Source organism: Methylophaga thalassica MP (genome assembly GCF_000214595.1).
Classification (GTDB): domain Bacteria; phylum Pseudomonadota; class Gammaproteobacteria; order Nitrosococcales; family Methylophagaceae; genus Methylophaga; species Methylophaga thalassica.
On record NZ_AFIG01000001.1, the window covers coordinates 1,445,066 to 1,464,771 of the forward strand.

18 protein-coding genes are annotated in these 19,706 nt (G+C 43.4%); 4 read left to right on the forward strand and 14 right to left on the reverse strand.

Features of this window, described 5'->3' with window-relative positions:
* Positions 1-15: 15 nt before the first annotated feature.
* The 3 genes from MAMP_RS06810 to MAMP_RS06820 form a co-directional block, all read right to left on the reverse strand.
* A complete protein-coding gene (locus MAMP_RS06810) occupies positions 16-945 on the reverse strand; it encodes an efflux RND transporter periplasmic adaptor subunit (RefSeq protein WP_007145278.1) in 930 nt (309 codons plus the stop codon).
* Positions 938-2,245: a TolC family protein gene (locus MAMP_RS06815; RefSeq protein WP_007145279.1), complete on the reverse strand. Its 1,308-nt coding sequence runs from the start codon at positions 2,243-2,245 to the stop codon at positions 938-940. Before MAMP_RS06815 ends, MAMP_RS06810 begins: the two co-directional genes overlap by 8 nt.
* 67 nt (positions 2,246-2,312) lie before the next feature.
* The gene (locus MAMP_RS06820) at positions 2,313-2,624 is read right to left on the reverse strand and encodes a hypothetical protein (RefSeq protein ID WP_007145280.1); all 312 of its coding nucleotides are present in this window, start codon (positions 2,622-2,624) and stop codon (positions 2,313-2,315) included.
* Positions 2,625-2,723: 99 nt separating this feature from the next.
* Between MAMP_RS06820 and MAMP_RS06825 the strand changes: the two genes are divergently transcribed.
* On the forward strand, positions 2,724-3,590 hold the full coding sequence (locus tag MAMP_RS06825) for an alpha/beta hydrolase (protein WP_007145281.1): 867 nt from the start codon (positions 2,724-2,726) through the stop codon (positions 3,588-3,590).
* A 49-nt stretch (positions 3,591-3,639) separates the two neighbouring features.
* On the opposite strand, the gene MAMP_RS06830 is transcribed toward MAMP_RS06825, so the two are convergent.
* Together MAMP_RS06830 and MAMP_RS15670 are read right to left on the reverse strand one after the other, a co-directional pair.
* On the reverse strand, positions 3,640-4,602 hold the full coding sequence (locus tag MAMP_RS06830) for a hypothetical protein (protein ID WP_007145282.1): 963 nt from the start codon (positions 4,600-4,602) through the stop codon (positions 3,640-3,642).
* A gap of 152 nt (positions 4,603-4,754) precedes the next feature.
* Positions 4,755-6,065, reverse strand: coding sequence for a sensor domain-containing protein (locus MAMP_RS15670; protein WP_007145283.1), 1,311 nt, complete (start codon positions 6,063-6,065; stop codon positions 4,755-4,757).
* 149 nt (positions 6,066-6,214) lie between these two features.
* Here MAMP_RS15670 and MAMP_RS06840 point away from each other — a divergent pair, with 149 nt between their 5' ends.
* Both MAMP_RS06840 and MAMP_RS06845 read left to right on the forward strand, forming a co-directional pair.
* A complete protein-coding gene (locus MAMP_RS06840; protein WP_007145284.1) occupies positions 6,215-7,228 on the forward strand; it encodes a catalase family peroxidase in 1,014 nt (337 codons plus the stop codon).
* A 32-nt stretch (positions 7,229-7,260) separates the two neighbouring features.
* The gene (locus MAMP_RS06845) at positions 7,261-7,503 is read left to right on the forward strand and encodes a hypothetical protein (RefSeq protein WP_007145285.1); all 243 of its coding nucleotides are present in this window, start codon (positions 7,261-7,263) and stop codon (positions 7,501-7,503) included.
* A 55-nt stretch (positions 7,504-7,558) separates the two neighbouring features.
* Here MAMP_RS06845 and fae read toward each other — a convergent pair whose 3' ends face one another.
* Both fae and ahr read right to left on the reverse strand, forming a co-directional pair.
* Complete coding sequence (gene fae / locus MAMP_RS06850) at positions 7,559-8,110, reverse strand: formaldehyde-activating enzyme (RefSeq protein WP_007145286.1); 552 nt, start codon at positions 8,108-8,110, stop codon at positions 7,559-7,561.
* 159 nt (positions 8,111-8,269) lie between these two features.
* The gene (ahr, locus tag MAMP_RS06855) at positions 8,270-9,268 is read right to left on the reverse strand and encodes an NADPH-dependent aldehyde reductase Ahr (RefSeq protein WP_007145287.1); all 999 of its coding nucleotides are present in this window, start codon (positions 9,266-9,268) and stop codon (positions 8,270-8,272) included.
* A gap of 179 nt (positions 9,269-9,447) precedes the next feature.
* Between ahr and MAMP_RS06860 the strand changes: the two genes are divergently transcribed.
* Positions 9,448-11,064 carry a methyl-accepting chemotaxis protein gene (locus MAMP_RS06860; protein WP_007145288.1) on the forward strand — a complete coding sequence of 539 codons (1,617 nt, stop codon included), beginning with the start codon at positions 9,448-9,450 and terminating at the stop codon, positions 11,062-11,064.
* A gap of 44 nt (positions 11,065-11,108) precedes the next feature.
* Here MAMP_RS06860 and MAMP_RS06865 read toward each other — a convergent pair whose 3' ends face one another.
* From MAMP_RS06865 to MAMP_RS06895, 7 genes are all read right to left on the reverse strand, one after another.
* Positions 11,109-11,888, reverse strand: coding sequence for an RMD1 family protein (locus tag MAMP_RS06865; protein WP_007145289.1), 780 nt, complete (start codon positions 11,886-11,888; stop codon positions 11,109-11,111).
* 85 nt (positions 11,889-11,973) lie between these two features.
* Positions 11,974-13,050, reverse strand: a complete 1,077-nt coding sequence (locus tag MAMP_RS06870; RefSeq protein ID WP_007145290.1) for an NAD(P)-dependent alcohol dehydrogenase — start codon at positions 13,048-13,050, stop codon at positions 11,974-11,976.
* Positions 13,051-13,280: 230 nt separating this feature from the next.
* Positions 13,281-14,222 (reverse strand): response regulator transcription factor, encoded by a 942-nt coding sequence (locus MAMP_RS06875; RefSeq protein ID WP_007145291.1) that lies wholly within the window; start codon positions 14,220-14,222, stop codon positions 13,281-13,283.
* Complete coding sequence (locus tag MAMP_RS06880; RefSeq protein ID WP_007145292.1) at positions 14,215-17,628, reverse strand: hybrid sensor histidine kinase/response regulator; 3,414 nt, start codon at positions 17,626-17,628, stop codon at positions 14,215-14,217. Before MAMP_RS06880 ends, MAMP_RS06875 begins: the two co-directional genes overlap by 8 nt.
* A 181-nt stretch (positions 17,629-17,809) precedes the next feature.
* Positions 17,810-18,379 (reverse strand): HupE/UreJ family protein, encoded by a 570-nt coding sequence (locus tag MAMP_RS06885; protein ID WP_007145293.1) that lies wholly within the window; start codon positions 18,377-18,379, stop codon positions 17,810-17,812.
* Between the two features lie 21 nt (positions 18,380-18,400).
* Positions 18,401-19,009: an urease accessory protein UreG gene (gene ureG, locus MAMP_RS06890; RefSeq protein ID WP_007145294.1), complete on the reverse strand. Its 609-nt coding sequence runs from the start codon at positions 19,007-19,009 to the stop codon at positions 18,401-18,403.
* Positions 19,010-19,021: 12 nt separating this feature from the next.
* Positions 19,022-19,705: an urease accessory protein UreF gene (locus tag MAMP_RS06895; RefSeq protein WP_007145295.1), complete on the reverse strand. Its 684-nt coding sequence runs from the start codon at positions 19,703-19,705 to the stop codon at positions 19,022-19,024.
* Position 19,706: the final 1 nt, after the last annotated feature.

Genomic DNA, 19,706 nt, shown 5'->3' on the forward strand with positions numbered 1-19,706 from the left:
AACGTCTCCTTGAGTTTAGTGACTGTGCTCAGCGCCGTCTTTTTCAAGATCGGCTTTTATCAGATAACTGTTTTCAGTCACTATTTCTTGACCCGCATTCAAACCTTCCAGCACTTCGGCATACTGATCGTCCTGAATCCCCAGCGCTACTGGTAGTGGTTTATAAACGTCCCCTTCTTTGATGAAAACAACGGTTTTATTTTCATATTGCTGCAAAGCGGATAGCGGTACCCTTAGATTCACTTCACGTTTATCAATGAGGACTTGAGCACCGACCAGCAAGCCCGGAAACCAGTTGTCATCAGGATTTTTGAATTTCACCCTGGCAATTCTGAATGGCTCGCCACTGGTATTGGGCAAAAGCTGGGAAATGACAGAACGGGTTTGCATATCATCACTCTGTAAAACAACCGTCTGCTTTGAGTTAATCAGACTCGCCTGAGAAGGAAACACTTTGAGCTCAGCCCATAAAGTAGACGTATCAGTAATGGTAAACAGCGTCTGCTCAGAAACGACTTCACCGGCATTGGCATGTTTTGCTATTACGCTGCCAGACAATGGTGCGGTGACATTATAGGTTTGCAAGCTGCTATTGGATTCTACACTGGCTAATACCTGACCTTTTTTCACCGTATCCCCATACTCAACATACACACGGGTGATACGACCGGCAAATCGCGCCGTCACATGGCTGGTGTGTTCAGGAGACAGGGTCACGATACCGTATAGGGTCATTGTTTTACTGATATCACCGCCACTGGCAACCGCGGTGGAGATGGAATTTAATGACGCCATGTCCTCGTCAATATGTGCAACTTCTTCCTCATGATGATTCGGATGTTCATGCTCATCATCGGCAACAACGGCCTTAACAGATAGCATGTTCACTATAAAAAATACGATTAACATTAAAAAATAAGGAAGACTCATATCTCGCTTATTCATGATTTCTTCCCTCAAAATTTTGTCCAATTAACAACGGCTCTGCAGTCAGTTGTTCAATTTCTGCCGTGAGCAATAAAGCATCGGCTGACGTCTCTATAAGCGCACGCTTGGCATTGAGTAGCTCTTGTCTTGCGGTGAGGAAATCGAGATAGCTGTATAGGCCTCGCTGGTAAGCTGTTTTGGTCTGAGTTAAGGCATCGGTCAGTTGTGGAATGATGGATTGCTGCAAGGTCGTTGCCGCATTAATCGCCTGCTCCCGGGCCGTATATGCCTGATACAGTTGTGAATGTATGCGCAGCAGAAAGTCTTGTTGGTGATAAGTTATTTCATTTCTTGCTGCCAGAGCTGATTTCACTGCTGACTCAGCACGTTTTTCTGCAAATAACGGCATAGAAAATCCGGCTACCAAGGCAGATTCATCCATATCAGCACTGCGCCGAAGCCCAACGGACCAATCGATATCAGCCTGCTGTTGCGTTTTTGCCAGCCGGATTTCAGACTCTTTTAAGCGAGTTTCAGCAGCAAAAAATTCCAGCGAGGGATTATTTTTGACCAGCTCAAACAGAGACTCAAATGACCTGCTGCTACCGTAATCAAACAGAGAGCCGGAAACTTGATTAAAGTCTGGCTGCATCTGCCCCCATAAATTGGCTAAAGCCATTTTGTGGGCATGCATGCGTTGCTCGACGCGTCTGACATTTAACCTCGCCTGCTCAACCGCTGCCACCGCTCGGGCATAATCGGCCTTAGGCGCAATCGCTGTCCTGACACGTTTATTCACTTCGTCAGCCGTGGCTTGAGCAAGTGAGACTTCTTCTTCAGCCAGCTGTATCCGCTGTTTATCAATCAGCAACTGAATATAGTTTTTGGTGACTGTACTCAGTAAGTCAAGCGAAGCAATCTGCTGTTTAATACGACTCAATGCCAGCTTTTGATCAACGACGCTGACTCTGGCTTGTTTTTTTCCACCAAGCTCCAGTACAGAAGATAAAGACACCGTCAGTTCTGCTGATTGAGTGCCACTTAGCTGACCTGTACCAGCGACGTTTTCCAGTTCAGCCCCTACACGATAAGCTGGTGATAGCTGCGCTGTTTCACGTTCCGCCTGCAAGCCTTGTTCACGAAGTGGAAAGACGTTAAGTGACGGATTTTGATTTAAGGTTTTTTTAATTGCTTCAGCTAGTGTCAATGTAGTGTTTGTTGCAGCATGGGCCTGAAACGACACAATAAACAGACTGAAAGCACAATAGAGGCACACCCGCAGTAGAGGCGTTTTCCCATATGTATCAATACGTTTCATGATATGGATCCTGAAATAAATACTTTTTCATCACGAATAGGTGATGAGCGAAAGTGCTAAATCAGAATCAGGCTTTTGGAGGGCGGTACATCGAGCTGATAGAGCCCGATATGGGTGTGTATTGGTAACGACTGAAAAAAGCGTCTTTGAATGAAGACACGGCTAAGTTCACCATATGTGGCACAGCAACAAAGTGTACACAGTGGCTATGACCACATTGATGATGGTCGGCATCGATATGCACAGAATCCGGACTATCATCGGCGATGGGATCGATAAGACTATGATTATCTTGCTCGTCGAAAATAATATGATGCACATCAGCAGCGACAATGCTGGATTGCAGCACCATCATCATAATTAAACTGTATAAAAACATTTTGATGTTCATCATGATTGATAGGATAACGGAAAGCCGGGTTCAGATGAAACAAGTTTAATGAATTAAACGCTGAACAATGTGATGAAGGATAAGATAATGAAATTGAACATTCTGCTTGGATTTGTTGTTTTGCTTGTGAACTGTGCTGCGTTATCCGCAGACAATTCCATCAAGATGATTCGAGATCTGTCTTATGGTGACTCACCACTGCAAACCATGGATATCTATTTACCTGCAGATGCTGACAATGCACCCATTTTATTTTTAATTCATGGTGGTGCCTGGCAGTTTGGCGATAAACGAGCCACTGGTTTAATCAAAAATAAGATAGATCGCTGGCTCAAACAAGGATTTATTATTGTTTCGGCTAATTATCGTTTAGTCCCTGAGGTAGACCCAGTCACACAGACCAACGATCTGGCTTTGGCATTAAAAACCATACAAAAGCAGGCCGGCGCATGGGGTGGCGATGCGGATAAATGTATCTTACTGGGCCATTCCGCTGGCGCGCATTTGCTCGCCTTACTGACAACCAACCAAGCCTTTAGTCAACAAAATTCACTTCGTCGCTGGTTAGGTAGTTTGATTATTGATAGTCAGGTGCTGGATTTGGTCTGGCTAATGCAACATAAGCATGTTGAGTTTTACGATAAAGCGTTTGGAGGACAGGCAGGCTACTGGCAAAAGGCGTCACCGATAAATTATGTGGATGCTAATGACCTGCCCATGCTTGTTGTGTGTTCACTGCAGCGTCCCTATGCCTGTGATAATTCAGCACGCTTTGTTGATAAAGTGAATGATGCTGGCAGTAAAGCGGAATTGCTTAAGATGGATATGACCCACAATGAAACCTTAGAAGAAATCGGCAGGGACAATGCATATACCAAGAGCATCGAGAAATTTATGTCTGGGTTGGATCCTGTTGTGGCTGATCATCTAAGCCGACCTAATGATAAAAAATAGTAAACATCGCCGTCAGCTTTGACCACGATGTTTACCATTGGACGTATATCTATTTACCTTTGATTTTGAGATTTAATTCACGCTCAATCTCGTCTTCATCTGCTGCAAATAAAGCGACTTTCTGAATATCTTCAATCGTCATCGGTGTTTTTGGAGTCAGTGCTATCTTGAATTCATGGCGATCATCAACAAAGTCTTCAACCGCACTGTAAAACATTTTCTCAATGGCTTGATGGCTATATTCGATGTCCTTCTTCAGCTCATCAGTCAGCTGCTCTTCAAACTGTTTTTCGCTCATATTCATCTGCTTTGCCATATTTTCTATTAGCAGATCCGTTGTTTTACCTTTATCTTTTACCACCAGTTCAAAGTGATGAATGAGGGCTCGTTGCATGCCACCGAACATCAACACAACAGGATCGAGCGGCATATTTTCTATTTCCGCCTTCACTTCCATCCCTGCCACCTTGTTCAATTCGGATTTTAACTTTATGTCGACAAATGGCAGTGAATTACCTTTTGCTGGTGAATAGTCATATTCCAGATAAAAATCCGTCGTCGGCTTGCCATCTGTTAAGGTGTTTATGGTCTGATAGACCACCTTCTCAGCTGGTTTAACACTATTCTCAGCTAAGAGTTTGAAATCGACTTCTGTTGCTATACCGCTCAAGGTTACTTCGAGCTGACTGGGTAATTTGGATGATTCCAGTGAGGATAATCCCACCTCACTATCGACTGTCACTGATTCAATACTCACCACATTAGCGGCATTATTGCCCGCTAAATTTTGCAGACCAGACATGTCTATCGTGACATTTTTTAATGTCACTGCATTTGAAAACAAAGAGGTTTGAAGTGCGCCATACTTCACCGGACTGGTGCCATCCATCATGGTTAGCTCGGTATCAATACGTTCTTTCACAAACTCATGTTTGGCATGATCGGCGTAAAAATAGCCGGAGACAACGGCCAGTCCAACCAGGCCGCCAATAATAAGTTGTTTTTGTTTCATTAAAATCCTTGTGTGAGGTTTAATTTGTGGCTTATGACACTAGATATTTCACTGTAGCGCTTGATAGCACAACAATAGAAATATCGGTGTGAAATCTCTGAATCGATTTGCTGCAGTAAGGGTAAAGCAGAACACGATGCGCGGTTTAGTAATTAATCCAACGACATAGTAGTGGAACGATCATCAACATAAAATTGATATTGGTTACGACCTGCCGCTTTTGCTGCATACATGGCCTGATCGGCTTTTTTCAATAAATCTGAAATCTCATCAGCATCATTTGGATACTGCACGATACCGATACTTACCGATAAACGACAATCGATGCCATTAATTGGATATGGCACATTGAGTTTACTGATTAATCTGTCCATAAAACGTTTGAGATCTTTTTGTGGAAACTCACCGGACAGCAATATAATAAATTCATCACCGGCATAGCGAGCGATCAAGTCAGCATTACGACATGTTTTGGTTAAAACATCTGCAGCATGGCGCAATACCTCATCGCCAAAATCATGACCATAGTTATCATTAAAGTCTTTAAAATTATCCAAATCGAGAAATAACAGGACTAAATTATCACGGGAAATAGACTCTTTGACCATCTCCATTTCATGGCAGAGTGATTTCAAAAATAAATCTCTATTAGCTAAGCCTGTTAGATTATCGTAGTTAGCCTGTTTCCAGATAAGCTGCTGTGCTTGCATATCGTGGGTAATATTTCTGGCAATGATAGAACCACCGATAACTGTGCCAGTTTGATCTTGCAAGGGTGAAACTGTCTCAGACACATTAATCACTAAACCATCTCTGTTTTTCCTGGTAGTTTTGTAGTGCTCAAGACTTTCGTGATGCTTAATTTTTCTGAGAATATGATCTGCCTGTTGATCGTCATCATCAAAAAGTAAAGATATTGACTTACCGAGAATATCACTTGCACTAAAACCAAAGATATGTTCAGCACCGTTGTTCCAGCTGGTAATTGTGCCGTCGAGCGAGACACTGTAAATGGCATCTTCAGATGATTCAACGATAGCTCGGTATTCATGGCTTAATCGAATAGCTTCAACTTGCTCGGTGATATCACGAGCAATTTTTGATGCTGCTACGATAGTACCCAGGGCATCAAACACTGGCGAAATGGTGACTGAAATATCAATCAACCGACCCGTTTTATGTTTTCTAACCGTCTGAAAATGTTCAACCACTTCACCACGTCTTAACTTTTCTAGTATCTCAGCCTCTTCACGAAGTTTATTTTCAGGAAAAATTTTGAGCATACTTTCGCCGATCATTTCATCAGCGGTATAACCAAAAATCCTCTCAGCCGCTGGATTCCAGCTCAATACAATGCCATCTAATGTTTTACAGATAATGGCATCAAAACTTGAATCAATGATGGACTGATAAATATTTTCCTTGAACAAGCTGATACTGTGATCTTGACGTTTTTGGTTCACGGGTATACATCCAATGTTATCTTTGCCCTATTCTATGACTTATTAGTATGTGATATCTATGCTTATCAGAATTATTATTCTGTTTTTGTAGTCTTACAATGTGAATTTTATTGGCGTCTTCACACTTTTCTTATGACAGGAATACACCCATGGCTACCTCATCCAATTTTTTTATACATACTTTCTTAATATCTTCCCTCACCTTTTTTCCTCTATCCCCAAGCCTTGCAGATGATGACACTGATAAACCAGTCGTTGAACAACTGGTTGATACATTAAGTACAATTGCCGGTCCACATCCAGGCATCAGAAAGAACCATGCTAAAGGAATTGTCGTTTTAGGCGAGTTTACACCCAGCGCTGAAGCTTCATCAGTCTCCAGCGCTGAACATTTGCAATCCGCATCCACACCAGTGACTATCCGGTTTTCTAACACCACCGGTATTCCTGATATTGCCGATACCAATCCGAGCTCATTTCCAAAAGGTATCGCCATACGTTTTCAGCTTGCTGATAATAGCTATACAGATATTGTCAGTATCTCTGTTAATCGCTTCCCTGTAGCCACGCCTGAAGATTTTTTAGGCTTACTCAATGCCGTTGCTGCATCAGGTCCAGATACGCCTGCCCCCAAACCGATTACACAGTTTCTTGCCAGTCATCCTGCAGCTAAAACCTTTGTAGAAATAGAAAAACCAGCCCCCGTTAGCTTTGCGACCCAACCCTTTTATGGGGTCAATGCGTTTAAGTTCATTAATAAAGAAGGTGAGGTTAACTATGGGCGTTATCAGATTATTCCCGTCAATGGCCCTGAATATTTAACCGATGAACAACGTGCTGCAGCCGGTAATAATTACCTATTTGAGGAATTACCTAAACGTCTGAAACAAAATAAAGCGGAATTCATTCTCGCGTTACAACTCGCTGAAAAAGGCGATGAGGTGAATGATCCAACCATGGTTTGGCCAGAGACACGTCAACTTGTCAAATTGGGCACACTCACCATTGAGTCAATCGATCCCAACGGTGAACAGTTTGCCAAACAAACAATGTTTAACCCATTAGCATTAACGGATGGGATAGAAGCCAGTAAAGACCCTATTTTACTTGCCCGTCCTTCAGCCTACGCTATTAGTTATGGCCGTCGGCTTTCTGGCCAATAAGCAAATACATTCTAAAAACAAAGGATAAGCTGATGGCCGAAGAATTTGAAGAAATCACACACTGCCAGATGTGTGATGCTGAATTTCGGGTGGGCAGGCAAGGTAATGAGGGAAACTATATTCCCCGCTACCATTTATCTGTTTGCCAACGTTGCTATGACTGTAATCAGGTGGGATGGTCACCGTTGTATGAACAAAAGCTCATTAAACACTGTGATGAACATCATATAACCTTGCCGGATAGGAACCAGTCCGGCTTGTTACCGGTTGAATGACTACAAACAAAAAAGCCAGACGTTTGTCTGGCTTTTTATTATGACCGCTGGTCACTTACCACTGAGACTCGCCCGTTTCAGGATCATACATTTCATGATGGATACTGTTGCGGTTAGCAATCAATTCATCAATGGTTGGGGAGCCTGACATTGCGCGTTTAATCGCTAACTTCATTGCTTCATAGTTAGTACGGTATAAATCTTTACGATCCACTTCTGGATTTGCAGCCGCATCGGGTGAAATCCAGATCATGGCAACGATACATAATTCTTCTGCATGCTCTTTTGGAATCACGCCTTCAATTACGCTATCCAATACGGCATCAGCCACTGCAGATTGCACCGGACCACCGAACAACTCAACATATGAGCTAGATTTGATAGTGACTTTCGGCACGATCATTGTTGCTGGTTTTACTTGTTGATTGGTCGCACGAATCGCAAACATTCGCGTGTGGCCTTCTGTTTGCCCCATTAAATTAGCAAAGGCATGACCTGCAGGACCTTTGACGCTACCAATCAAAATTTCAGGCATCGCATCTGTGCCTTGATCTTCACTGGCAAAAACAGTGGCTTCGGCGGTTTTAAACCAAACGGGTTCTGACATGTTATTAACTCCATTGATGATAATTTGTGCGCCATTTTAGGCTGATGCCAGAACAAGCCACAAGCGTTTTTTATGCCCTGGGTAACATAATAAAGATAAGCCTGCTCAAAAAACATCTGAACAGGCTTATTTCAACAACCGTGAATGAGTGGGACTCACTCAATATTCCAACACAATCCGATAACGCACATCACCCTCACGAAGCTTTTCGATCGCCTCATTAATTTTTTCAAACGGATAGCGTTCAATAACCGGTTTTACACCATGACGCTGAGCGAACTCGAGCATCATACTGCTGGTTTGCATGCTGCCAGTATCTGAACCAGAGACACTGCGCTGCGCTTCTGTAAGATTAAACACCTTCAAATCTAATGGCTCAAGCGTGGCACCAACAAAGTGAAGTCGGCCTTTGGGTTTTAATTTACTGAGATATAGATTCCAATCTAATTTCACATTCACCGTCGATAAAATCATATCGAACTTTCTCGGCAATAAAGACATCGCTGTCTCGTCCCGTGAATCGACGCTGAAATGTGCCCCCATATCCAAGGCTTCCTGTAATTTAGTTTCACTAGTGAAAGCAGTGACTTCGCAGCCCCAGGCATTAAGGAACTGTAAAGCAATGTGACCAAGACCGCCGATACCGATAACCGCCACTTTATCCGTCGGTTTAATGCCAAATTGAACCAGTGGGTTGAAGACAGTAACACCACCGCACAGTAAAGGCCCAACAGACTCCAGATCCATACTCTCTGGTAAGGCAATCACACTGTTAGCATTAGCTCTCACTTTATCGGCAAAACCACCGTGATGACTGACAATCGTACCGGTCAAGTTAGAACAGAGGTTTTCATCCCCGTTATGACACTGTTCACAGGATTCACAATAATCGGCATACCAACCTAAGCCGACCGATTGTCCAACGCTGAATTGTGTGACTTCGCTGCCAACAGCATTAATCACGCCTACCACTTCATGGCCGGCAACTAATGGGTATGAAGACATTCCCCACTCATTATCAATCATGCTGATATCACTATGACAAATACCACAGTACTTCACAGTAATTTCTACTTCATTTTCTCCCAATTTGCCGGGGTCAAATGTATAAGGTTTGAGCGCTTCACCCGCGCTCATAGCGGCGTATGCATTGATCATCAATCGGTCCTTTTATCAGAAATGTAATACAACATCGCTATAGTCTAAAAGTTTATTGGGCAATACTTATCCCATAATGGCAATATTTTGTGGGCTATAAGATTTCTTTAACTTTGATTAAACCTCAACTAAATCGCGCCGATATCCTGTATGGCTCTGTCGTTACTAGGTAGAAAAAAATGAATATAAACCTGCAAAGCATTAGAACAAAAAGCTCCATACCCGTAGTCGTGATGGGGTTAACGATCGTTGTCGTCATTGCCATGTTTTTATGGATGATGAGTAAACAAAATCACGCAATAGAATTACAGACTGAATTATTTATGCCTGCAAATGAGAAGATTCTTAATGCAGACAGGGACTTACACCAAGCAAAAATCGCCTCAATTAATATTCTTACTGATCGGGGTGATAAAGCAGTAGAAACTAAAGTCTGGCAGGATAATATTCAACAAGCTCGTCAACGATACGAACAGTTTTTAGATTACACAAAAATCTATCCTGATGTTTCTAATGGTAAGGAAGCCTTCGAAGAAGCCTTTAAAAACTGGAACATCGCCACTGAAAAAATGGTGAACGAATCAACAGCATCCAATCAACAAGAATTAGCTCAGCAGGAAGAAGAAGCATTCCAGAACCTGCGTTCAATCCTTGATAAAAAAGGTGAAGTGTTACTCAACAAATTTCATACTCTGGATAAAGAGCTAAAGAGTGACTTGAAGCGAAGTATGACTGTTACCATCATCGTGGTGCTGGCTATCATTGTTGTGGCACTTTACTTCAGTTACACCGTCCCTAAAAAACTCACTTCTGACATTAATGATCTCATCAAACGTATTGATATGATCGCCTCAGGTGATGGCGATTTAACTGCGCGGCTGGATGTCAATTCAAAAGATGAGTTTGGCGAGTTGGCGCAATCCTTCAACCGCTTTGTTGAAAAGTTACAGGATTTAATCAAAACCACATTGGATAACGTCAAAGGACTCAGCTCTCTCACAGTGCAATTGGCCGATTCGTCTAACAAAACAAAAAGTATTAATGAAACCTTGAATTTATCTACTGAGTCGATTGTCAGTGCTGTGCATGAAATGACGCTGGCTAATAAAGAAATGTCGAATGTGGCGACCAACTCAGCCTCAGAAGCCGATCAAACATCACAACTGGCTGTAAAAGGCATACATGTTGTTGAAGAATCGAATAAATGTATTTCAGAGCTTATCAAAGACATGGATATTGTCCTCAACTGCTCTCAACAACTCGAACAAAACTCCACCAGTATTTTATCGGTATTAGAAGTCATTAGCTCAGTTGCTGAGCAAACGAATCTATTAGCATTGAATGCAGCCATTGAAGCTGCACGCGCGGGTGATCATGGTCGTGGTTTTGCCGTTGTTGCTGATGAAGTACGTTCTTTGGCAACGAGAACCCAGCAAAGCACAGACGATATCAGCCAGATTATTACGCAGCTGCAAAACTCGGTCAGCCAATCCTCTTCGGCTATTACGCAGGGTAAAACGGATGTTGATAAAACAGCTAATACCTTCCAGGAAGCGTCTACTGTGTTTGATGAGATCAGGGCATCATCTCGCCGAGTTAACGATATGGCAATTCAAACGGCTGCAGCAACAGAAGAACAAACTGCTGTTGCTGAAGATATCAGTAAAAACCTGCATGGCTTGAATCAACAAACTGAATCAGCCCAACAAGTCTCAAAAACTGGTGATGAGATATCGAAAAAAATCACCAACTTCTCTGAAAATATGATGAATCTTATGGGACGTTTTAAAGTATAGGCCCGTTCTAAAGAGTCAGATCGCTATCGATCTGGCTCTTTTTTTTAATGTAAAAACAGCACGATTTCCAGTGCGATCAGGATAATAATTATCCACTCTAAGGTCGATGAATGTTTATGATTCTGCTCATTGGCCAGCATATCCAGTAATTCATGAATGCTTTCCAGCTTTTTATTTAACACATTAATTCGGGCAACCACGTCCAGATAGCGTGAAACCATAGTATATAAGGGTTCAAGCTCAGGATAATCCCAGAAAAATTCCGGCGTATCCAATAAACTATAGTTCAATAGAATATCGCCACGTGCACCAAACAATACCCCGCGTGATTTGGCAATGGCTTTTCTGCTCATCGCCACTTTACCGGTTTTGGCTAATGAGACCGGAATATGAGCATGAGCTTGAATCACTTCCTGTGCCAGTCGTTCAAATTCAGCCAATTTGACAGACTGAGCGAGTGCATGTGACACGGCCAGGCGTTCCATACTGTCTTCGTTTGCAAAACTGATTTTATCAGCATGCATTTTGATCGTGTCAGTATGACTATCAAAAGCATATTGCTCAAAGTCGGGGATGATTTTTGAATCAAGAACAAATGTCTGAATTTTTGTCAGTAAGGATTGCTTGGTGTTTTCAGTAACGCCCCAAAACACCACCACACCATAATCAAATAGAAAGGCTTCGCCGGAGTCAAGCTCAAGTTGCATTGCATCATGCAGACGAATACAGCGGTAATTGTCATTAACAAACTGCTCTAAATCCGGTAAGACAAATGACCGACCAATCGCTAAAGACTCGATCAATGTTGTAGCAAACTGCGTCATCACTCTACCCCTAAAAAAGTTAGGCGTACTCTACGCTGAAACGCTTGTTTTGGATAGTAAAAACTGTGTATTAATTAACGAAAAATCACATTGTTATCGCCACTTTTAATACCCCATCCCGCTGATGAGAAAACAGGTCATAAGCATCAACGATATCATCCAGTTTGTAACGGTGCGTCACCATATCCTCTAGGTTAACCCGATTTGATTCAATCACACTCATCAGGCGTCGCATACGCTCTTTACCCCCAGGACATAAACTGGTGATGATTTTATGGTCACCCAAGCCCGCACTAAAGGCATCAAGTGGAATCGTTAAATCGGTTGAATACACCCCTAAACTGGACAATGTCCCGCCCGGTTTTAATACGCGTAAGGCTGACTCAAAGGTTTGTTGTGTTCCCAGGGCTTCAATCACCGCATCCACACCACGCCCACCCGTAATTTTCATGATTTCTGAAATGATATCGACTTTACGGTAGTCCAGCGAGATGTCCGCTCCTAACTGCCTGGCATAAGATAATCGTTCATCAATGCCATCAATCGCGATTATCAAACTGGCCCCTTTTAATCTCGCGCCTGCTGTCGCACACAAACCAATCGGTCCTTGGGCAAACACCGCCACAATATCACCAATTTTTATGTTTGCAGATTCAGCCCCTGCAAAACCTGTCGACATGATGTCAGGGCACATCAAAACTTGTTCATCAGTTAAGCCATAGGGCACGGGTGCTAAATTGGCCTGTGCATCCGGCACCACTAAAAACTCAGCTTGTGCGCCATCAATAGTATTACCAAAACGCCAGCCACCCATGGGTTTATAACCATGACTATGGCAACCGCCATCCTGAGCTGGCAATCCGTCCTGACAGGCGTAAGAATGGAAACTCGGGCATATTGCCCCGGCAATAACACGCTGACCTTCTTTATAGCCTTGTACATTTTTGCCCAGTTTTTCGATAATACCCACTGGTTCATGGCCGATAGTTAACCCCTGCTCGACGGGATACTCCCCTTTCAGAATGTGAACATCAGTACCGCAGATCGTGGTCGTGGTGATGCGAATCAAGGCGTCGTTATCACCAATATCAGGAATCGGTTTCTCAACAATTTCAATACGGCCTTTTTCAATAAAGGCGGCTGCTTTCATCATTCCCGTCATATCAACGCTCCTTGCATTCGCTGCATTATGATTATTGAGTCATTAATACAGTAACATTTTGAAATACATTGCGTTATGACCTGGATCAAGTCAGCTTTAGTTAATTTGAAGCAGAGAAAAATACCTGTTTTGTTGCTCGGTATGATGGAAGTATGATCATGGAAAATGAAAACGTCTATAAGGCGCCGGTCACTGTTACATCCCAGCTGACGGTATTGCGTGTTTTGCTTTTAAGTATCGTTAGCATGACCACTTAAGGTGTGCAGCTTGGTAACAGCTAATGAGGCGGCAGCCGTTCGGGTCTCAACGCCCAGCTTCACAAACACATGTTCCATATGTTTATTCACTGTTCTGGGACTGGTACCAAGAATCTCACCAATACTTTTATCGGTTTTCCCTAAAATGACCCAGTGTAATACCTCAGCTTCACGCTTGGTCAGATTAAATACGGCTTTTAAGGCTTCGACCTGAGCGGCTTCTGATTCTTCGCGTAACAAGATAAGCCATTGCTCATCATTACGAATATCGGCTGGGGTAAAAATTAACCGCCCTGTTGGATGGTTAATCATCAATGGTCGTAAACGTTTTTTACCGCCTTCACTTAATTGTTGAATCCATTGCTGTAATTGCTCAGCATGGGTTCCCCCATCCTCTTTATCATTAAGATATTTTTCTACCAGATCACGGGCCAATGGCGTTTGCCAGATAATTTTATCGGTACCGGGAAGCACAGCAATAGCGGCCTGACCAAAGGCATCAAGCGCCCCTTGGGTATGACTCATCATTCTTGAATTTTTCAGATGGGTATTTAACCGGGCAATGACTTCAATGGGACTTAAGGGTTTGGTGACATAATCAATGCCACCAGCAGAAAACCCAGCGACGACATCTTCAGACTCGGTGAGACCAGTCATAAAAATCACCGGAATATGGCGTGTGTTGATGTCCTGCTTTAATCGGCGACACACATCGAATCCGCCAAGTTCAGGCATCACAGCATCAAGTAACACAATATCCGGATAAGCCTCATTACAGATTCGAATAGCATCTTTTCCGTTATTGGCGACCAGGACGGTATAACCGGACTCCACAAGAGAAGCATGTAAAAGTGCTAATGTTTCAGGCGCATCATCCACGACCAGCACCACAGCATGTTGATTTGCCTCAGTCATTTTGCAGTTTCTCTTTGATAAATTGTTTCATATTCTCCAGTTGGAATGATTCTGCCATTCGACGCATTTCACTAATAAACGATTTACTCACCGTCCCTTGCGAATCAAGCTCATCAATGATTTCTTTTAGCCCCATGATATAGCCGAGATCCAGCATTTCAAGCAGGGATTCAAGCACCTGTTTTTCAGGCAGTGGTTGTTGGCTGTCTGTGACCTGTTTTATCTCAGACCGTTCATCCTCTGCTTGTATCCACTCTAAGTTCAATCGTTCACCAATCCAGTTGATGAGCTCCATTAAATTAACCGGTTTGAGGACAAAGTCACTCGGTAAAATACCGGAGGAGTTTTCCAGATTTCGGTCAAAGGCATTAGCAGAAATGATACATATGTGGACATCAGACTGATGTACGTTTCGAATCAGATGACAGGTTTCCCAACCATCCATTTCCGGCATCGCCAGATCCATGAAAATAATATCAGGTTTGAAGTCAGGATAAATACGTAAACATTCTGGGCCTGACGCTGCCTCTCTGACTTCAAAGCCTAGAGGTTCCAGCACATTGATTAATAATTCTCTGTCGATGGGTTCATTATCGACCACGAGCAGTTTACGTCGACGTCCCTTGTAGCCTACAGGCATACGCATTGCCAGCGATGGCAAGGCTTCATCAAGACGCACAGAAGGTAAAAACAAACGAATGTAAAATGTGGTGCCCTCACCCACTTTACTTTCCAGATCTAACACGCCGCCCATCAGTTGGGTAAGTAGTTTACAAATCGTCAGTCCCAAGCCAGTTCCGCCAACACCGGTCGCTGTATTCCCTCTGACGAAGGGCTGGAAGATATTTTCAATATCTTTTTCGTCAATACCGGGCCCGGTATCCGCCACTTCAATCGACAAGAATTCACGGGCATAACGAAACCGGATATCAATACCACCCTCACGGGTATATTTCACCGCATTACCGATAATATTGATTAATATCTGGCTTAAACGTTTGTGATCGGCACGAACCACTGGTGGTAAATCCGCTGGGATATGGTAGTTAAAATACAATCCTTTATTCTTCGCCTGAATTTCAAACATGCTGACAATCTGTTGAATATATTCAGGAAACCGTAAGGATTTAATATCAAACTGCAACTTGCCACTTTCAATACGGGCAATATCAAGTGTGCCTTCAATCAATGACAATAAATGCTCACCACTGCGTAAAATCACTTTTGTAGCGTGTTTATTACTGTCGACAATATCGGCATTATTATCAAGTAACTGGGCATAGCCCAAAATGCTGTTCAGCGGTGTCCGTAACTCATGACTGATACCCGTGATATAACGACTTTTTGCCTGGTTGGCTTGCTCAGCCACTACGCGTGCCTGTTGTAGCTCGGCGTCCGTTTGTTTATGCAGAATAATCTCACGCTGTAATAAGTTATTCTGATTATTCGATTCCTGCTGGGCCACGTTCCGGCTTTGTGATGTCAGCACCAGCCACCACACAATAATGCCACTGACTAATACCAAGGCGGAAAACGCTTTGATAAAACCAAGCTGTATTGCTGGCATGATATGCGCTGAATATTCAGTGACCGTCAGTGAGATATGTACGTAGATCAAGCCGAAGATTGAGGCCAGGATCAGTACCGTCAGTGACATCAATAATAAATAGTGCCCGACACCACTATGAATATTACCTGACAAGGCTTTTGGCAACACTTTACTGATAATGGCTTCCCATTGTGACGTCAAACGTCCATGCGGTTTACAAGCATCATTACAGCGAGCATCCAGACAGCAGCATAGGGAGCAAATCGGCCCTTGATAGGCAGGACAATAAGCAACGTCCTGAATTTCATAATCACGGCCACAAATGCTGCAGGTTTCTTTGGTTTTGCTTGGGTGAAATTTAAAAGGTTGTCGGGCGAGATAATATTTTCCCTTGGTAAACCAGGCAATCAATGGTGAAGCAACCAAGGCAGTAAACATGGCGATAAATGAAGAAAACGCCTGCGCTTCCAGCCCAAACACACCCAGAAAAGCGGTTACCGAAAGCAGTGAGGCAATGCCCATCGCCCCAACGCCTACTGGATTGATGTCATATAAATAAGCACGACGGAACTCGACACCTTTCGGGCTTAATCCAAGCGGTTTATTAATGACCAGATCAGCCACCACGGCGGTAATCCATGAAATGGCAATATTCGAATACAAGCCCAAAATCTGTTCCAGCGCCTGGAATACATCCAGCAACATCAGCATGGTGGCAATCAATACATTAAATAATAACCACACCACACGACCGGGATGACTATGGGTTAACCGTGCAAAAAAATTGGACCAGGCTAATGAGCCAGCATAGGCATTAGTGATATTGATTTTAATTTGTGACAGCACCACAAAAAACACGGTAACGGCCAGCAGCACATCCGGATTAGAGAAAACATAACTAAAGCCCACGTAATACATATGGGTTGGATTGATGGCTTGCTCGATGCTCATCCCCGCCATTAATGCCAGATAAGCCAATAATGCGCCGATGAACATTTTTGCCATGCCCATGGAAATCCAGCCAGGACCGGCCATTAGTACGCCCAAATGCCATTTCAGATTATTTTTACTGGTACGTTCTGGCATAAAACGTAAGAAGTCGACTTGCTCACCAACTTGTGGGATTAATGCCATAGCAATCGCCACAGCCGTGCCAAACATATAGATATTAAAGTCACTGTCATAGCCGGATTCACCGGCAAAATTAATCAGACCGCTAAACGCATCGGGTTGTTTAATAAAGATAAACACCAATGGCAATATCATCATAAACAGCCACAAGGGCTGGGTCAGCATCTGAATACGACTGATTAAGGTCACCCCATGTGTGACTAATGGGATCACCACCACAGCACAAATGAGATAACTGACATAGAGCGGTATGGTGAAATATAAACTCAGCGCATACGCCATGATCACCGCTTCGAGCGCAAACAATATAAAGGTGAACGTGGCATAGACAAACGAAGAAATCGTCGATCCAATATAACCAAAGCCTGCACCACGCGTTAGCAAATCCATATCAAGACCGTATTTAGCGGCATAGTGGCTAATCGGCAGGCTGGTTAAAAAAATAATTAAGCTAACGGTTAAGATCGCCCAAAAGGCATTGGTAAATCCGTAGTTGACGGCGATAGTGCCGCCTATAGCTTCTAAAACCAGAAACGATATTGCGCCCAAAGCGGTATTGGAGACACGAAAAATCGGCCATTTTCTAAATGAATTTGGCGTAAATCTTAAGGCGTAGTCTTCCAGTGTTTCATTGGCAACCCAGGTATTGTAATCCCGACGTATTTTGACAATACGTTGTGGTGCTTCACTTTCAGAAGAAGGAGTTATGGCATCATTCGGTGTCAAATTCTTATCCTGACGTTGGGAAGATGCTTTTGCCTGTCCGTTAAACAAACAGCAACTTGGTACAACAAACGATTCAACATCTTAACTGATGCTCTTAGTGATTTTATCTACGTAATTCTACGTATAAAAAAATGCCCTGATCAGACTCAGGACATTTTTTATATACTGACCAGCAAGGACTTTATGCGATAAGGAAAAATGCTCCTGCTACCGTTAGCACGGATACTAACAGGCTTTGCAGATAACGTCCCACGCTATCTTTCTGGTTACCCAGAACAAAGCCAATAAGCAATAAGACTGACGTTGTCAGTACTAATCCGATGATCGCCTGCAAACCATTATTCGCCAGAATGAGTTCTTGACCATGAACAAAACCATGCATCAATCCAAATACGCTGGTTAAGGCAATCTGCCAGACAACATTGATTTTGGCACTCAATAGCAACACAACGCCCATAGCGATGACACTAACGGCAATGCCCATCTCAACTATATTGGACTGTCCCATAAAGGCGCCCATTGTCAGGCCTACAAGCAGAAAACTAATAAATAACGCTGGTATCTGAAAGCGATTCTGTGTCGGTGCCCGCGCTGCCCAGAAACCAATAGCCAACATTACTAATAAGTGATCAAGCCCGGTCAGCGGATGTAAAACACCACTCATAAATCCCACTGCATCATGTCCTGGATGTGCCATCGCAGACAGTGGCAATCCCATCAATGTCATGAATATCAAAAGGCTTTTTTTCATAATCAATTCCTCGTCATTTAGTTAGTGCAGCATTAAGCCTTGTTTTTCAATAAACAAGATAATCTCATCCAGACCTTGTTCATCTTTTAGATTGGTAAAAAAGAAAGGTCGCTCACCACGCATACGTTTCGCGTCCTCATCCATCACTTCTAATGATGCACCGACTAAAGGTGCCAGATCTGTTTTGTTAATAATGAGCAAATCAGATTTGGTGATGCCCGGCCCCCCCTTACGCGGTATTTTTTCACCGGCCGATACGTCAATCACGTATAAGGTCAAATCTGAAAGCTCCGGGCTGAAAGTCGCTGCCAGATTATCGCCACCACTCTCTATAAACACGATATCCAATGGCTCGAAACGTTTACTGAGCTGTGCCACCGCTTCCAGATTCATCGATGCATCTTCACGAATCGCGGTATGTGGACAACCACCGGTTTCCACACCAATAATTCGGTCGGCAGACAGGGCTTCATTTCGGGTCAGAAACTGGGCATCTTCTTTGGTATAAATATCGTTGGTAACAACGGCAATATTATAGGTATCACGCAAACGCTTACATAAGGCCAGGGTTAATGCCGTTTTGCCTGAGCCAACCGGCCCGCCAATACCTACCCGTAATGGTTCTTTCATTCATACCTCACTTTAAGAACGGAATAATCTTGAATATTGTGTTTCATGTCGGCAACTGGCGATACTCAGAGCCGGACAGAAGTTACTGATATCATCATCAGCACATTGCATGGCCTGCTCTATGACTATCGTTATTTGTTCGCTGACAGCAACCAGAATTTGCTGCCCTGCCACCTGGCCTAAAGGAATCGCTTTCATCGCTGCACTGACCTGATTTTCTATCCATGACCAGGCATAAACATGCAGCATTTCATGCAAGCTTATCTGCCAGTTCACTGCCGTAGCCGCATACACCGTAGGGAAACTTGGCTCATCAATTGAAGCGACAACATCTAACATCGCTTGTGGCCAGGCATCTAAATCCTGTTGCAGACGTAATAAGGAATAGCCCATCTGTCTCGATTCAAGCCAGGTTTCAGCACTATCCCTACCCGCTTTATAATAACCATCCCAATGGTTTATGGCCGTTTCATCCATGCTCTGCCAGGCCATAAACAAACGTTTAATCACTGGCAATTCAAACTGGGCGTAATAGGTCAGCAACACATCGCTGATCCAACGCTGTGCCGATGTTTTATCTGTGACATCACCCGACTCAATCGCCCATTCAAACCCTTGAGAATAGCTGTAGGCACCGATAGGTAATGCTGGACTGGCCAGTTGTAATAATCGTGAAAATGCTGCCGTGGTGGTCATG

Bases quoted from the DNA above. Each gene is read 5' to 3' on its own strand.
- MAMP_RS06810 (WP_007145278.1), bottom strand. From the start codon at position 945: ATGAATAAGCGAGATATGAGTCTTCCTTATTTTTTAATGTTAATCGTA.
- MAMP_RS06815 (WP_007145279.1), bottom strand. From the start codon at position 2,245: ATGAAACGTATTGATACATATGGGAAAACGCCTCTACTGCGGGTGTGC.
- MAMP_RS06820 (WP_007145280.1), bottom strand. From the start codon at position 2,624: ATGTTTTTATACAGTTTAATTATGATGATGGTGCTGCAATCCAGCATT.
- MAMP_RS06825 (WP_007145281.1), top strand. From the start codon at position 2,724: ATGAAATTGAACATTCTGCTTGGATTTGTTGTTTTGCTTGTGAACTGT.
- MAMP_RS06830 (WP_007145282.1), bottom strand. From the start codon at position 4,602: ATGAAACAAAAACAACTTATTATTGGCGGCCTGGTTGGACTGGCCGTT.
- MAMP_RS06840 (WP_007145284.1), top strand. From the start codon at position 6,215: ATGGCTACCTCATCCAATTTTTTTATACATACTTTCTTAATATCTTCC.
- MAMP_RS06845 (WP_007145285.1), top strand. From the start codon at position 7,261: ATGGCCGAAGAATTTGAAGAAATCACACACTGCCAGATGTGTGATGCT.
- fae (WP_007145286.1), bottom strand. From the start codon at position 8,110: ATGTCAGAACCCGTTTGGTTTAAAACCGCCGAAGCCACTGTTTTTGCC.
- ahr (WP_007145287.1), bottom strand. From the start codon at position 9,268: ATGATCAATGCATACGCCGCTATGAGCGCGGGTGAAGCGCTCAAACCT.
- MAMP_RS06860 (WP_007145288.1), top strand. From the start codon at position 9,448: ATGAATATAAACCTGCAAAGCATTAGAACAAAAAGCTCCATACCCGTA.
- MAMP_RS06865 (WP_007145289.1), bottom strand. From the start codon at position 11,888: ATGACGCAGTTTGCTACAACATTGATCGAGTCTTTAGCGATTGGTCGG.
- MAMP_RS06870 (WP_007145290.1), bottom strand. From the start codon at position 13,050: ATGACGGGAATGATGAAAGCAGCCGCCTTTATTGAAAAAGGCCGTATT.
- MAMP_RS06875 (WP_007145291.1), bottom strand. From the start codon at position 14,222: ATGACTGAGGCAAATCAACATGCTGTGGTGCTGGTCGTGGATGATGCG.
- MAMP_RS06885 (WP_007145293.1), bottom strand. From the start codon at position 18,379: ATGAAAAAAAGCCTTTTGATATTCATGACATTGATGGGATTGCCACTG.
- ureG (WP_007145294.1), bottom strand. From the start codon at position 19,009: ATGAAAGAACCATTACGGGTAGGTATTGGCGGGCCGGTTGGCTCAGGC.
- MAMP_RS06895 (WP_007145295.1), bottom strand. From the start codon at position 19,705: ATGACCACCACGGCAGCATTTTCACGATTATTACAACTGGCCAGTCCA.